The sequence below is a fragment of the Amycolatopsis iheyensis genome, assembly GCF_024703995.1.
Lineage (GTDB): Bacteria > Actinomycetota > Actinomycetes > Mycobacteriales > Pseudonocardiaceae > Amycolatopsis > Amycolatopsis iheyensis.
Genome location: NZ_JAMXQV010000004.1, coordinates 210,301 through 224,265, shown reverse-complemented (window position 1 = coordinate 224,265; position 13,965 = coordinate 210,301). Strand labels below are relative to the sequence as shown.

Annotated in this window: 15 protein-coding genes; 8 read left to right on the top strand and 7 right to left on the bottom strand. The window is 70.5% G+C overall.

Going from position 1 to position 13,965, the window contains the following annotated elements; all coding sequences use genetic code 11:
* Positions 1 to 22 precede the first annotated feature (22 nt).
* Positions 23 to 397: a VOC family protein gene (locus M8542_RS10875; RefSeq protein ID WP_257919944.1), complete on the top strand. Its 375-nt coding sequence runs from the start codon at positions 23 to 25 to the stop codon at positions 395 to 397.
* Here the strand turns inward: M8542_RS10875 and M8542_RS10870 are convergent.
* On the bottom strand, positions 394 to 1,014 hold the full coding sequence (locus M8542_RS10870) for a class I SAM-dependent methyltransferase (RefSeq protein WP_257919943.1): 621 nt from the start codon (positions 1,012 to 1,014) through the stop codon (positions 394 to 396). The two genes, M8542_RS10875 and M8542_RS10870, sit on opposite strands and share 4 nt — an antisense overlap.
* Before the next feature lie 115 nt (positions 1,015 to 1,129).
* Between M8542_RS10870 and lepA the strand changes: the two genes are divergently transcribed.
* The gene (lepA, locus tag M8542_RS10865) at positions 1,130 to 2,980 is read left to right on the top strand and encodes a translation elongation factor 4 (protein ID WP_257919942.1); all 1,851 of its coding nucleotides are present in this window, start codon (positions 1,130 to 1,132) and stop codon (positions 2,978 to 2,980) included.
* A 132-nt stretch (positions 2,981 to 3,112) separates the two neighbouring features.
* The gene (locus M8542_RS10860; protein WP_257919941.1) at positions 3,113 to 3,682 is read left to right on the top strand and encodes a Uma2 family endonuclease; all 570 of its coding nucleotides are present in this window, start codon (positions 3,113 to 3,115) and stop codon (positions 3,680 to 3,682) included.
* Between the two features lie 9 nt (positions 3,683 to 3,691).
* On the opposite strand, the gene M8542_RS10855 is transcribed toward M8542_RS10860, so the two are convergent.
* Both M8542_RS10855 and M8542_RS10850 read right to left on the bottom strand, forming a co-directional pair.
* Positions 3,692 to 4,267 (bottom strand): PH domain-containing protein, encoded by a 576-nt coding sequence (locus M8542_RS10855; RefSeq protein ID WP_257919940.1) that lies wholly within the window; start codon positions 4,265 to 4,267, stop codon positions 3,692 to 3,694.
* A gap of 28 nt (positions 4,268 to 4,295) precedes the next feature.
* Positions 4,296 to 4,742: a pyridoxamine 5'-phosphate oxidase family protein gene (locus M8542_RS10850; RefSeq protein WP_257919939.1), complete on the bottom strand. Its 447-nt coding sequence runs from the start codon at positions 4,740 to 4,742 to the stop codon at positions 4,296 to 4,298.
* A 253-nt stretch (positions 4,743 to 4,995) separates the two neighbouring features.
* Here M8542_RS10850 and M8542_RS10845 point away from each other — a divergent pair, with 253 nt between their 5' ends.
* Positions 4,996 to 6,072, top strand: a complete 1,077-nt coding sequence (locus tag M8542_RS10845; RefSeq protein WP_257919938.1) for a CHAP domain-containing protein — start codon at positions 4,996 to 4,998, stop codon at positions 6,070 to 6,072.
* Between the two features lie 42 nt (positions 6,073 to 6,114).
* On the opposite strand, the gene M8542_RS10840 is transcribed toward M8542_RS10845, so the two are convergent.
* Entirely contained in the window at positions 6,115 to 7,887 is a 1,773-nt protein-coding gene (locus M8542_RS10840; RefSeq protein ID WP_257919937.1) for a beta-N-acetylhexosaminidase, read from the bottom strand.
* A 107-nt stretch (positions 7,888 to 7,994) separates the two neighbouring features.
* Between M8542_RS10840 and M8542_RS10835 the strand changes: the two genes are divergently transcribed.
* The 3 genes from M8542_RS10835 to M8542_RS10825 are packed head-to-tail and all read left to right on the top strand — an operon-like array spanning position 7,995 to position 9,985.
* The gene (locus M8542_RS10835) at positions 7,995 to 8,504 is read left to right on the top strand and encodes a MarR family winged helix-turn-helix transcriptional regulator (RefSeq protein ID WP_257919936.1); all 510 of its coding nucleotides are present in this window, start codon (positions 7,995 to 7,997) and stop codon (positions 8,502 to 8,504) included.
* Positions 8,505 to 8,560: 56 nt separating this feature from the next.
* On the top strand, positions 8,561 to 8,917 hold the full coding sequence (locus M8542_RS10830) for a nuclear transport factor 2 family protein (RefSeq protein ID WP_257919935.1): 357 nt from the start codon (positions 8,561 to 8,563) through the stop codon (positions 8,915 to 8,917).
* Between the two features lie 18 nt (positions 8,918 to 8,935).
* Positions 8,936 to 9,985: an NAD(P)H-dependent flavin oxidoreductase gene (locus tag M8542_RS10825; protein ID WP_257919934.1), complete on the top strand. Its 1,050-nt coding sequence runs from the start codon at positions 8,936 to 8,938 to the stop codon at positions 9,983 to 9,985.
* Here the strand turns inward: M8542_RS10825 and M8542_RS10820 are convergent.
* The 3 genes from M8542_RS10820 to M8542_RS10810 all read right to left on the bottom strand — a co-directional run bounded on the left by M8542_RS10820 (position 9,982) and on the right by M8542_RS10810 (position 13,695).
* Positions 9,982 to 11,418 carry an amino acid permease gene (locus tag M8542_RS10820; protein ID WP_257919933.1) on the bottom strand — a complete coding sequence of 479 codons (1,437 nt, stop codon included), beginning with the start codon at positions 11,416 to 11,418 and terminating at the stop codon, positions 9,982 to 9,984. The genes M8542_RS10825 and M8542_RS10820 overlap by 4 nt on opposite strands.
* A gap of 93 nt (positions 11,419 to 11,511) precedes the next feature.
* A complete protein-coding gene (locus tag M8542_RS10815; RefSeq protein WP_257919932.1) occupies positions 11,512 to 12,594 on the bottom strand; it encodes an alpha/beta fold hydrolase in 1,083 nt (360 codons plus the stop codon).
* Positions 12,595 to 12,729: 135 nt separating this feature from the next.
* Positions 12,730 to 13,695 (bottom strand): quinone oxidoreductase family protein, encoded by a 966-nt coding sequence (locus M8542_RS10810; RefSeq protein ID WP_257919931.1) that lies wholly within the window; start codon positions 13,693 to 13,695, stop codon positions 12,730 to 12,732.
* Positions 13,696 to 13,754: 59 nt separating this feature from the next.
* Between M8542_RS10810 and M8542_RS10805 the strand changes: the two genes are divergently transcribed.
* Positions 13,755 to 13,958, top strand: a complete 204-nt coding sequence (locus tag M8542_RS10805; RefSeq protein WP_257919930.1) for a hypothetical protein — start codon at positions 13,755 to 13,757, stop codon at positions 13,956 to 13,958.
* Positions 13,959 to 13,965 lie beyond the last annotated feature (7 nt).

Sequence of the window (13,965 nt, the reverse complement as noted above, 5' to 3'; positions counted from 1 at the left end):
CGCGTCCGGTAGGGATGGTCGGATGGAAGTCCTGAAGAGCAGGCTGATCGTCCGCCCGCGTGACGCCGTCGCGACGACGGCGTTCTACCGCGACACCCTGGGCCTGGCGGTGGAGCGCGAGTTCCCCGGCGGCACCGTGTTCTTCCTCGGCCACGGCGCCCTGGAGGTCTCCGGCCGGGGCGAGGCGGGCTCGTCGCCCGATCTGGTGCTCTGGCTGCAGGTCAGGGACCTGGCCGGCACCTTGGCCGAGTTGAAGGCGAAAGGGCTCGAGCCGGTGCGGGACGCCCAGCGCGAGCCCTGGGGCCTCGACGAGGCCTGGATCGCCGACCCGGACGGCACGCGGATCGTGCTGGTCGAGGTGCCCGAGGGCCACCCGATCCGCACCGACACCCGCTAGGCGGGCCTGACGGCGCGCAGCTGCGCCGCGAGCGCGGTGAAGCCGGGCGGCTCCCACGTCCAGGTCTGCAGGTCGGCGAAGCCCGCCGCGGCGGCCTCGTCGGCCAGGACGTGCCTGCTCACGGGCAGCCACTTCTCGTGCGCGGACAGCAGCAGCCGCCCGCCGGGCCGCAGCACCCGGCACAGCTCGGCGAACCCGGCCGCGCGGTCGTCCCAGAGCATGACGTTGTTCACCGTCAGCACGACGTCGACGGACTCGCCGGGCTCGCCGGTGTGCGCGGCCGACCCCTCGCGCAGCTCCACCGCGTCGCCGCAGCGCTCGTGGCACAGCGCGAGCATCTCGGGGGAGGGGTCGACGCCGATCGCGCGCCCGGCCAGCCGGGCGGCGGCGGCCAGGCCGACACCGGGCCCGGGACCGACGACGAGGACGGTCTCGTCCGGTTCGATCTTGGCCAGGTCGACGATCCGGTGTTCGGTGGCGGCGTTGCCCCGGGCCATCAGCCGGCCGCCGAGGCGGCCGAGCGGTCCGGAGGGGTGACCGAACGCACGGTCGAGAACGCGGGCGAAGCCGCTGGTCTCCGGCTGGGGAGGGGGTGCCGGCTGGTGCGAAGTGCTCATACTTCGAGGGCACCACGGATCATCGAAACCCGCATCGGGGATGACCCCCACCCGCACCCGGAGGGCCATGGGAACATAGAGGTGGCCATCCCCGACTTTCCGAGGACTCATTCGAGTGACAGCGCTCAACAAGTTCGCCGACACCACCTTCACGCCTCCGGAGCTCATCCGGAACTTCTGCATCATCGCGCACATCGACCACGGCAAGTCCACCCTGGCCGACCGCATGCTGCAGCTCACCGGCGTCGTGGAAGCGCGGGCCATGCGCGCTCAGTACCTCGACCGGATGGACATCGAGCGCGAGCGTGGCATCACGATCAAGGCGCAGAACGTCCGGCTGCCCTGGCGGGTCGACGGGCAGGACCACGTCCTGCACATGATCGACACCCCCGGCCACGTGGACTTCACCTACGAGGTCTCCCGGGCGCTGGAGGCGTGCGAAGGCGCGGTCCTGCTGGTCGACGCCGCGCAGGGGATCGAGGCCCAGACGCTGGCCAACCTCTACCTGGCCCTGGAGAACAACCTCCAGATCATCCCGGTCCTGAACAAGATCGACCTGCCCTCGGCCGACCCCGACAAGTACGCGGGTGAGCTGGCCCACATCATCGGCTGCGAGCCCGACGACGTCCTGCGGGTCTCGGCCAAGACCGGCATGGGTGTCGGCGAGCTGCTGGACGAGGTCGTCAAGCAGGTCCCGGCCCCGCAGGGCGACGCCGACGCGCCGGCCCGCGCGATGATCTTCGACTCGGTGTACGACACCTACCGCGGCGTCGTCACCTACATCCGGGTCGTCGACGGCAAGATCACGCCGCGCGAGAAGATCAAGATGATGTCCACCGGCGCCACGCACGAGCTGCTGGAGGTCGGCATCATCTCGCCGGAGCCGAAGCCCAGCAAGGGGCTCGGGGTCGGCGAGGTCGGCTACCTGATCACCGGCGTGAAGGACGTCCGCCAGTCGAAGGTCGGCGACACCGTGACCTCCGAGCGCCACGGCGCCAAGGAGGCGCTGGCCGGCTACCGCGAGCCGAAGCCGATGGTCTACTCCGGGCTGTATCCGGTGGACGGCTCCGACTACCCCGAGCTGCGCGAGGCGCTGGACAAGCTCCAGCTGAACGACGCGGCGCTCGACTACGAGCCGGAGACGTCGGTGGCGCTGGGCTTCGGCTTCCGCTGCGGCTTCCTCGGCCTGCTGCACCTGGAGATCACGCGCGACCGGCTCGAGCGCGAGTTCGGCCTCGACCTGATTTCGACGGCGCCGAACGTCATCTACCGCGTGGTGCTCGAAGACCGCAGCGAGGTGGTCGTGACGAACCCGTCCGACTGGCCGACCGGGCTGAAGATCGCCGAAGTGCACGAGCCGGTGTCGAAGGTGAGCATCCTGGCGCCGTCGGAGTTCGTCGGCACGATCATGGAGCTGTGCCAGACCAAGCGCGGCACCCTGCTTGGCATGGACTACCTGTCCGAGGACCGCGTCGAACTGCGCTACAACATCCCGCTGGCGGAGATCATCTTCGACTTCTTCGACACGCTGAAGTCGCGCACGCGCGGCTACGCGTCCCTCGACTACGAAGAGGCCGGCGAGCAGGTCGCCGATCTGGTCAAGGTGGACATCCTGCTGCAGGGTGAAACCGTCGACGCGTTTTCGGCGATCGTGCACAAGGACGCGGCGTACGGCTACGGCAACCGGATGGCGACGCGGTTGCGCGAGCTGATCCCGCGCCAGCAGTTCGAGGTCCCGATCCAGGCGGCGGTCGGGTCGCGGATCATCGCCCGCGAAACGATTCGCGCGATCCGCAAGGACGTCCTGGCCAAGTGCTACGGCGGTGACATCTCGCGGAAGCGGAAGCTGCTGGAGAAGCAGAAGGAAGGCAAGAAGCGGATGAAGACCGTCGGCCGGGTCGAGGTTCCGCAGGAGGCCTTCGTCGCCGCACTGTCCACTGAGGACTCGGGGAAGAACAAGAAGTAGCTGTTCCATTGATGTGACACCGGCCCCCATATTCACGCCTCCGCGTGAATATGGGGGCCGAACCCGTGTTCGACGCGGTTTCTGTCGGTGCTCTCTGGTTCGCTCTGGTGCGAAGAGCGAAAGGAGGGCACCATGACTCTCATGACGGACTTCCAGTATCCGACCGGGTCGGGCCCCATGACGGTGCGCGACCTCGAGGGGATGCCGGATGACGGACGAAGATACGAACTCATCGACGGGGCGCTGCTCGTGACCCCGGCTCCCGGGTTCAAGCACCAGAAGATCGTCTACCGCCTCTATGGCGTGCTGGAAGATGCTTGTCCGCCTGAGTTCGACGTTCTCGGAGCCCCCTTTTCGGTGCACCACGGCGACAAGACCGAACTCCAGCCCGACGTCCTGGTCGGGCGGGACGAAGACTTCACCGAGAAGGACCTCCCGGCACCCCCGGTGCTGGCGGTGGAAGTGCTGTCGCCCAGTACGGCGATCTACGACCTGAACCTCAAGAAGGCGGTCTACGAGCGGCTCGGGACCGGGAGTTACTGGGTGATCGACCCGGAGGAACCCGCCCTCACGGTGTTCGAGCTGGACGAGGACGGCCACTATCAGCAGGTGGCCAAAGCAGCGGGTGACGAAGTCTGCGAGGCCGAGCGGCCGTTCCCGGTGCGGATCGTGCCGAAGGAGCTGCTGGGCCGGCTCGGCTGACCGGGGCCGTCAGCGGATGCGGGGTGTGCCGCGGAGCTGGGCTTGCAGCTGCCGGTGCCGCAGCTCCTTCCGGAGCCGGTCGAGCACGGCGTCGAACAGGGCGGGGTCGAGGATCGCCGTCTGCTCGAACTGCCGGCGGCCGGGCGGCGCGGGCGCGAGCCGGCCGCGGGGCGCGTAGCGCTGCACCGAGGTCTCGAGGCCACCGCCGGTGACCAGGTCGACCCAGAGGGCGTCACGCAGGAAGCCGTCGCCGAAGCGGGCCGAGCGCCGCGGGGAGATGTCGGCGATCTGCGACCACGGGATCACCCGCGTGCTGAGGGTGCCCGCGGGCACGCGGAGACCCTCGTCGCCGACGGTGAGGTCCTGCAGGCTCGCGTAGCCGCGCTTGAGCGTGCGGGCGCGAGAGACGCGGAAGGCCACGACGGCGAGAACCACGGTCGCCGCGTAGGCGCCGCCGACCAGCCATGGCGAGAGATTGCGCACCAGGCCGGCGGCGAGGGCCGCGCCGAAGCCGGCGTCGGCGACGAGGAGCACGCCGATCAGGATCTTGACCGGCACGGTGACGCGGTGCGGGGACTCGGACAACGGATCGACTCCTGGGGCCGGGCGGGGGTCAGGGGTTGCCGATGATCCGGTCGGCCGTGACGAAGACCGCGACCCGGCGCTCTTCGGCCATCACGCGGTCGTACTCGGCCCAGTCGTCGTGGGTGCCGGTGGCGGCGATGAAGACGTCACGCAGCAACTTCGGCAGGCCGGCGGCGTCGAAGGCGGGATCGGGGTCGTCGGGGCCGACGAGGTGGGTGGCGCCGGTGACGGAGACCCAGTTCCAGCCGCGCCGGAAGGTCACGGTGGCATGCCCGGCCCGCCGCAGCAGGGCAAGCTTGTGCGCCCGCCCGACAGCGACGTACGCGACACCGGGGGCGCCGGTCACCGGATCGGCGAAGACACCGGCGTTGACGACGGAGGAGTGAACGGTGCCATCACCCCGCGTGGTGGCCACGGTGGCCAGGCCGTTCTCCTGCAGCGACAGCGTGCGAACCTGCTCCAGATCAACGCTCATGCCCCAACCTAACCCGCCGGACGAATCACGTGTTCCGGATTCACCGGGTGAAGTCCGGCGATCACCGTCCGGCACACGTCTCAGGTCTGCTCCGCCGAACGACTGATTTCCCGGGGCGCTGTCACATTCCGCCCCGCCCAGGGCGATACAGGCCCGGTCGAATCGACCGCAAGGAGTCTGATGAGGGACAGGAAAGCCAGCCGGAACGGATGATTACCCCCTTCAATGGCGCAGCGCCGGGCAGGACGCGCTCTTGGATTCGTGGGGCTACTACAACCGCGAGTGCGCGAGCTTCGTCGCCTGGCGCCTCCACGCGCGGAACGGCTTCGAGATGCCGCGGGCGATCGGGAACGCCGGAACGTGGGGTGCGTGGTTCGCGCCACGCGGCTACGCGGTGGACAGTTCTCCGGCGGTCGGCGCGATCGCCGAATCCTCGGGCCACGTCGCCTGGGTGGAAGCGGTGAACGGCGACGGAACCGTCACGGTGGAGGAGTACAACCAGAACTTCCAGGGCGCCTACGGCGAACGGACGGTCGCGGCTTCGACCTTCCACTACATCCACGCGAAGGACATCACCGCTGCACCGGGTGGCGGGAGCGTCGGGACGAGCGAGTACTCGGGACGCGACTACCTCGGGCCCGACCAGCGCCTGTACCCCAACCAGTACCTCACCTCGACCGACGGCCGCCACGTCCTGATCCTGCAGGGCGACGGCAACCTCGTGTTGTACGGACCCGGCTACCACGCACTCTGGTCCACCGGTACCAGCGGCCGATCGGTGCACTCGTTGCTGATGCAGGGTGACGGGAACCTGGTCCTGTACGGCACGGGTGGTCAAGGTGCGTTGTGGGCCAGCAACACCGCCGGCCGGGGCAGTTCGACGGTGCGGCTCCAGGACGACGGGAACACCGTGCTGTACGCGGGTGGTGGTGCCGGCTGGAGCACCGGGACCGCGAGTGGGGCGGCGGGGTTGACCGGCGTGCAGACCGATCGCCTCGCCGCCGACGCGAGGTTGTACCCGGGGCAGTTCCTGCGTTCCTCCGACGGTCGCTACCGCCTCGCCCTGCAGAGCGACGGGAACCTCGTGCTCTACTCCCCGGGCTACCGGGTGCTGTGGGCCTCCGGGACGGCCGGCCGGTCGGCGCACTCGTTGCTGATGCAGGCCGACGCGAACCTGGTGTTGTACGGCACGGGCAGCCAGGGCGCGCTGTGGTCGTCCAACCGAACCGGGGCCGGCACCTTCGCGTTCACGTTGCAGAGCGACGGCAACGGCGTCGTCTACGGTTCCTCGGGTGCCGTGTGGGCCACGGGAACCGGCGGACTCACCTGAGCTGGCACGGCCGGGCCCGCGAGCGCGGGCCCGGCCGTCACCTCAGCAAGCCCCGTTGTCCGTCCACACTCCCCACTGGCCCGTCGTCCCCGGCTCCTCGCCCTGGGTCCACCACTTCGCCGTCCACTTGTGGCCGTTGTGGGACACCACGTTCCCGCCCGTGTACACCTGCGACGCGCTCCACGCCGGGTCCGCGCACGTCCCCGGCTGGGTCGTCCCGCCCGTGTCCCACGCGACCTGCGACGACCGGTAGAAGTTGATCGACTGTGCCACCCAGCGCGGCGCCTGCGCTCCCAGCCGGGTGCGGAACGCCGTCCAGTCGTGGGTCGACCACGGGGACCAGCCCAGCTCCGCGTGGGCCGCCAGCCTGGGGAACGCCAGGTAGTCGATGTCCGACGGGGTCACCACCGTCTCCGCCCACAGCGGGGACTCCACGCCGCGGACCGCGGACTCGCCGACGCCCGACAGGTACGCCCCCGGGTTCCAGCCGTAGGCGTCCTGGACCTCGATGTAGCCCGCCCACGACAGGCCGATCGGGGTCGAGCTGTTGTACTTCATGTCCAGGTACGCCTTGTTCGCCGGCGACAGGATCACCTTGCTGCCACGGGAAACCGCCGCCGACACCCCGGCGTCCGACGTCGTCGTCCCCCAGAACTGCGGGGACGCCGAAGCCGGCAACGTCGCCTTCGCGATGTCGTGCCAGCCCACCACCGACTTGCCCGTCGCCGCCACCAGGGGGAGGACCTTGTTCACGAACGTCAGGTAGTCCGCCGCCGACGTCGAGGATGCTTCGTCGCCGCCGATGTGGATGTACTGGCCCGGGGTCAGGGCCGCCAGCTCGCGCAGGACGTCCGCCACGAACGTGTAGGTGATGTCCTTCGAGATGCACAGCGAGCTGTAGCCGACCGCCGTGTCCGTGCGCAGGGCCGGTGCGACGCCGTTGCAGTTCAGCTCGGCGTACGACGCCAGCGCCGCGTTCACGTGTCCCGGCATGTCAATCTCCGGGATGATCGTGATGTGCCGCGACGCCGCGTAGTTCACGATCTCCGTGTACTGCGCCTTCGTGTAGTAGCCGCCCGTGCCGCCGCCGACCTGCGTGCTGCCGCCGTACGTCGTCAAGCGGGGCCAGCTGTCGATCTGGATGCGCCAGCCCTGGTCGTCCGCCAGGTGCAGGTGCAGGTTGTTGATCTTGTACTGGGCGAGCTGGTCGAGGTACCGCTTCACCGTCGACACCGGGTGGAAGTGCCGCGCGACGTCGAGCATCGCGCCGCGGTAACCGAACCGCGGGTAGTCGACGATCGTCGCGCCCGGGACGCTCCACGGTCCCGGCTGCGCCGAAGGGCTCTCGACGCTGCCGGGCAGCATTTGCCGCAGTGTCTGGACGCCGGCGAAGAGCCCGTCGGTGGTCGATGCCCGCAGCGTGACCGAAGACGCCGTCGACACCAGCTGGTAGCCCTGCGCGCCCACGGAGGCCGGCGCGCCGCTCAGCAGCAACGCGATGCTGTCGGCCGGCACGGCCGCCGGCGCGTCGGACACCGGCAGCGCGTACCCGGTCGAGGGCCGCAGGACCCCGGCCAGGTAGTCGCCGACCTGCTTGGCCGGCGCCGAGCCGGCTTCGGTGACGATCTTCGTCGTCGAGACCAGCGGGAACGAGACCCCGGCCGCCGGGGTCACCGACACCGGGACCGGGACGATCGACTGCAACGCCGGGGTGGCCGCCGCGGCCGGGATGAGCTGGGTGGCTGTCGCGCTGGCGCCGACCAGGGCCAGCACCGCGAGAGCGCGGCCGGCGCGCCGCGCTAGAGGGGTCTTCACCGGGGACCTCCTGGCGGGAAGGGCGCGACATCGCCGTCGCACCTGCCCGGATCGTCGCATTTTCGCCGGTTGTGGTCTAGACCAAACCGGGTGGTTAAGCTCGCGCGATGCCGCAGGAGTTCGCGCCGGGCTCGCCGTTCGCGCTGCTTACGGGCGCCGAGACGGCCGCTTGGTACGCCTACATGAAGGTGCACCTGAGGCTGGAGTACGAGCTGAACCGGCAGCTGCGTGCCGACAGCGGCATCTCGCTCGCCGACTACCACGTGCTGGTCGCCCTGACGAGCGCGGCCGGCGGCCGGATGCGGGTCACCGACCTGGCGATCCGCATCGGCTGGGAACGCAGCAGGCTGTCGCACCACCTGAAACGGATGCGCGAGCGCGGGCTGGTCGAGACCGGGCCCGATCCCGACGATCGCCGCGCCACCGGGGTGGTGTTGTCCGAGGCCGGTTGGCGGGTGCTGCGCGAGGCCGCGCCGGACCACGTCGGGTTCGTGCGCCGGGCCTTCCTCGACGCCCTCGAACCCGGCGAGCTGGCCCAGCTGACGACGTCGCTCGAACGGGTCTACGACACGCTGGTCGAGCACGGCACCCTGCCGCGGCCGGACGACCACCCCTGACAATTACGTGACATGTCACGTAATATGGCGGCCGTCCCCGGAACGAGGAGAGTGCGATGGCGACGGTGGCCGAGCTGATGGAGGCCAACCTCCTGCGGGTCTTCAACGAGCGCGACGACGAGCGGCGCGCGAAGGCGATCGCGGTGACCTACGCCGCCGACGTGGTGTTCGCCGACCCCGAAGGCGTCGCGACCGGCCGCGACGCCCTGAACGCCAAGGCGAAGGGACTGCTGGCGCAGTCGCCGGGCTTCGTGTTCGCGCCCGCCGGCCCGGTGCTCGTCAACCACGACCTGGGCCACCTCGCGTGGGAGCTGGGCCCGGAGGGGGCGCCGCCGGTCGTCCGGGGGATCGACGTCGCGCTCGTCGAGGACGGCGTCATCGTGAAGCTTTACACGATGCTGCTGCCCGACTGAGGACCTACGCTCGGTGGCATGTTCGAAGAGCTGACGTTCCCGGTCGTCGCCGCCCCGATGGCGGGCGGTCCGACCACGCCCGAGCTGGTCGCCGCGGTCTCCGAGGCCGGTGGCTTCGGCTTCCTGTCCGCCGGCATGCTCACCCCCGCGGCGCTGGCGGCGCAGATCGACCGCACCCGCGAGCTGACCGGCCACGGGTTCGGCGTCAACCTCTTCGTCCCGCAGCCGGACACCGGCGCCGACGTCTCCGGGCACCGTGAGCGGCTCGAGGCCTTCGCGCGCGAGTACGACGTCGAACTCGGCGAGCCGAAGTGGGACGACGACGCGTACCCGGCGAAGCTGGACGTCGTGCTCGAGAAGCGCGTTCCCGTCGTGTCGTTCACCTTCGGGCCGCCGTCGCCGTCGGAGGTCACGCGGCTCCACGAGGCCGGCAGCGAGGTCGTCGTCACCGTGACCACGCCGGAGGCCGCCCACCGCGCCGCGGACCTCGGCGCCGACGCGCTCGTCCTGCAGGGCTTCGAGGCCGGCGGGCACCGCAGCCTGTTCACCGACGACGCGACCCGGCCCGGCGGTGGCGCGGAGTACGGCGTGCTCGCGCTGCTGCGGCTCGTCGCCGCGCGCGTCGACCTCCCGCTGGTCGCCGCCGGCGGTCTGGTCCACGGCGCGGACGTCGCGGCCGTGCTCGCCGCCGGAGCCGTCGCCGCTCAGCTGGGCACCGTCTTCCTGCGGGCCGACGAGGCCGGGACGTCGGAGGCGCACCGCAAGGCGCTGGCGCTGGCCGAACGCGAGACGGCGTTCACCCGCGCCTTCAGCGGACGTCCGGCACGCGGGCTGGTCAACAAGTTCATGGACGCGCTGTCCGAAGGCGCGCCCGCGGCCTACCCGCAGCTGAACAGCCTCGCCGGGCCGGTGCGCAAGGCCGCCGCGAAGGCCGGTGACCCCGAAGCGATCTCCCTCTGGGCGGGCCAGACCTACCCGCTCGCCTACGACGCGTCGGCGGCGGTGATCCTCGAGCGGCTGAAGGTCGAGGCACGCGACGCCGCCGCGCGCCTCGACCGGATCCGTTAGCCCTTGCGGTTCAGCAGCGAGTGCCGCTTGCTGTAGGCGAAGTAGATCACCAGGCCGATGACGAACCAGACGGCGAACCGCAGCCAGGTCGCCGGCTGCAGGAACGTGATCAGCCAGATCGAGAACACGATCCCGATCGCGGGGACCACCGGCATACCCGGCGTCTTGAACGTCCGCGGCAGGTCGGGCTGCTTGTAGCGCAGCACGATCACCGCGACGCAGACCACGACGAACGCGAGCAGGATGCCGATGTTCGTCAGCTCCGCGGCCTCGCCGATCGGCAGCACGCCGGCGATGACCGCGGACGCGCCGCCGAGGATCCAGGTCATCCGGCTCGGCACCTGGCGCTTGGCGTTGGTCTTGCCCAGCCACGGCGGCAGCAGGCCGTCGCGGCTCATCGAGTAGCCGACGCGGGTGGCGCCCATCATGAACGTGAACAGCACGGTGAGGATGCCGATGATCGCGCCGATCGCGATCACCGTGGCCAGCCCGGACAGCCCGACCGACTTGAACGCCGTCGAGAAGCCGCTCTTCGGGTCGATCTCGGTGTACTTCTGCATGCCGGTCAGCACCAGGCAGGCCAGCACGTAGAGCACCATCGAGATGGCCAGCGAGTAGATGATCGCCTTCGGCATGTGCCGCTGCGCGTCCTTGGACTCCTCCGCGGCGGTGCTCATGGCGTCATATCCGAAGACGGCGAAGAACACCGTCGCGGCGCCGGTCACCGCGCCGCCGAAGCCGGCCGGGGCGAACGGCGTGTAGTTGCCGGTCTTGACGTAGAAGAAGCCGACCAGGATGACCACCAGCACGATGAGGACCTTGATCCCGACCATCGCCGTCTCGAACCGGGCGGCGCTGCGGATGCCGCGGTTGAGCAGGTACGCGATCAGCAGGCACAGCAGCGCGGCGAAGAGGTCGACCTTGTGGCCCGGGCCGGTGCCGGGCGCGCCGAGCATCCACGCGGGCAGGTCGAGGCCGAGCTGGCCGAGCAGGAAGCTGAAGTAGCCGGAGATGCCGATCGCGACGACCGACACGATCGCGGTGTACTCCAGCAGCAGGTCCCAGCCGATGAACCAGCCGACGACCTCGCCGAGCACCGCGTAGCCGTAGGTGTAGGCCGAACCGGCCTTGGGGATCAGGCCGGCGAACTCGGCGTAGGAGAACGCCGCGGCGGCGCTCGCGACGCCGGCGATGAGGAACGAGATCAGCACGGCCGGGCCGACACCGGGGATGCCCGCCGAGTCGTCGCCGTGCGCGACACTGCCGGCGAGGGCGAAGATCCCCGCGCCGATGATGCCGCCGATGCCGATGGCGGTCAGCTGCCACAACCCCAGGGTGCGGTTGAGGCCGCCGCTTTCGCCGGCATCCTGGATCTGGTCGATCGGCTTGCGCCGGAAGATGCCGGAGCTGGAGCCCAGGCTTGGAGCGGACATCTTCGTCTCCCGAACGTCGCGGTGGACGGGCCCGGATCACGGACCCAACGCCGGAACCTACCGCGATCCCGGTGTGAAGACAGCGTGAGCCGCTCAGCCCGCCGCGGTGTCTTCGCTCACGGCCTCCGTCGCCGCCACCACGGCGCGCTTGGCCTGGGTGGTCCGGACCGCGCTCGCCGCGAAGTAGGCCAGCAGCTCCGCGATCTCGACCGGGTCGTCCAGCTGCGGGCAGTGCCCCCAGTCCTCGCGGACCAGCAGCCTGCTGTGCGGCACCAGCGTGTGCAGCTGCCGCCCGGACGCCGCGGTGACGAGCTTGTCCTTGCCGCACGCGACGACCAGCAGCGGGACCTTCACCGAGTCGAGCCGGTAGGCGTCGGCGAGCTCCGCGACGAGCTGGCGGGCCTCCTCCAGCCGGCTCTTGGTCGCCCGGTAGTCCGGGAAGAGCGCGGTGAACCGCTGGACCTGCGTGGCGTCCGCCGCACCCGAGTTCGCGTAGAGCAGCCGCGGGACGACCTGCTCGGCGACCTTGCGCACCAGGAAGCCCGGCACCGGGACCGGCAGCGACGAGTACAGCCGCAGCGGCAGCGGATAGCGCGCCACCGTGCGGATCAGCCACGAGTCGACGAACCCCGGCGCGGCGATGGACACGACGCCCGAGATCGGCAGTCTGCCCTTCGAGGCACTCTTCTCCGCCGAGAAGGAATCCACCGCAGTCTGTGCCGCGCGCAGGCTCATCGTGCCGCCCAGGGAGTTGCCGGCCAGCACGACCGAGCCGAGCACGGCCTGTTCGCGGACGACGGCGGTGGTGAACGCGTCGAGCTGGGGCAGCATCGGGCCGGGCCGCAGCGGCTGCGCGTCGCCGAAGCCGGGCAGATCGACCGCGACCGCCGGGATCCCGGCGGCCGCGAGCTGCTCCAGGGCGGGGCGCCAGGTGTCGGCGCTGTCGCAGTAACCGTGCAGCAGCACCAGGCGCGGCGCCGTGGGCTTCAGGTGTCCCGCGGCCGAGCGCCGGCGCAGTGACCGGCGGGGGAGCTCCGGCTCCGGTGTGGCTTCCCCGACCTCGAGGACACGGGTGCGGACACCGGCGTAGCGCCGGAAGGAGACCCGGATCGGGTCCGGGTCGCTGCTGGGCCGGCCGCCCGGTCCAGCCGAGTCGGGCCGCTGCGTCGCGGTCATGACTACAGATTACCTTGCGACCATTGGGTTTTGGTCGAATTTCGGTGCTAACGACCAGATCTCGAACTGAGTACGTTAAAGATTCACCATGTGCTGAGCCGGGCGGAACAAGCGGATCCGCCCAGCTCAGCGGGGTCAGCGGGTGAAGACGATCTTGCCGGCGGTGTCGCCGTCGAGCATCGCCTGGAACCCCTTGGCTGCCTCTTCGAACGGCAGTTCCTGCCCGATCTGCGGCCGGACACCGGTCAGGTCGAGGTAGCCGAGCAGGTCCGCGAGCTCGTCCCGGGTGCCCATGGTGGAGCCGGAGACGCGCAGCTGGAGGAAGAAGACGCGCTGGAGCTCGGCGCCGGCGTCCGGGCCGCTGGTCGAACCGGAGACGACGATGATGCCGCCCGGCTTGAGCGACTTCACCGAGTGTGACCAGGTGGCCTTGCCGACCGTCTCGAACACCGCGTCGACGCGCTCGGGCAGCCGCGCGCCCGACTCGAACGTCTGGTGCGCGCCGAGGCTCGAAGCGAGCGCGCGCTTCTCCTCGGTGCGGCCGGTCACCCAGACCCGGAACCCGGCCGCGCGGCCCAGCTGCACCAGCGCCGTCGAGACGCCGCCGGAGGCGCCCTGCACGAGCATCGTCTGGCCCGGCCGCAGCCCGGACTTGACGAAGAGCATCCGGTAGGCGGTCAGCCAGGCCGTGCCCATCGTGGCGGCTTCGGCGAAGGTGAGCCCGGCGGGCTTCGGGACGACGTTGCGGGCCGGGACGATCACCTGGTCGGCGAAGGTGCCCTGGTGCTTCTCGGTGAGCAGGGTGCGCTTCGGGTCGAGGGTGTCGTCACCCTGCCAGCCCGGCGCGTTGATCACGGAGTGGAGCACGACCTCGGAGCCGTCGTCGAGGGTCCCGGCGCCGTCGCAGCCGAGGATCATCGGGAACTGCTCGGGCTTGATCCCGACCCCGCGCAGCGTCCAGAGGTCGTGCATGTTGAGGCTGGCCGCCTTGACGTGCACGCGGACCCAGCCGTCCGGCACGTCGGGTTCGGGTCGCTCGCCCACGACGAGCGAGTCCAGCGGGCTTTCGGCGTTGGGTTCCTGCGCGTACACGGCGAACATGAGTGGCAACGTACCTCCCCGGAAGCGCGGGGGCAGTAGAGCGCGCGTAGGCTCACACTGTGTTCAACGGGCTTGCCGACTGGTGGGACGGGGTCGAGCTGTGGCTCGCCCAGGCGTGGTTCCCGGTCCAGTTCGTGCTGGTCATGGTGGTCGTCGTGCCACTGTGCCTGGCCGCCGCGTGGGTGCTCGACAAGCTCGTGGGCCTCTTCGCCCGCCGGCTCACTCCGGGGCGTGACGACGACCGCTCCGACACCCCGTCCTAGGCTGGCG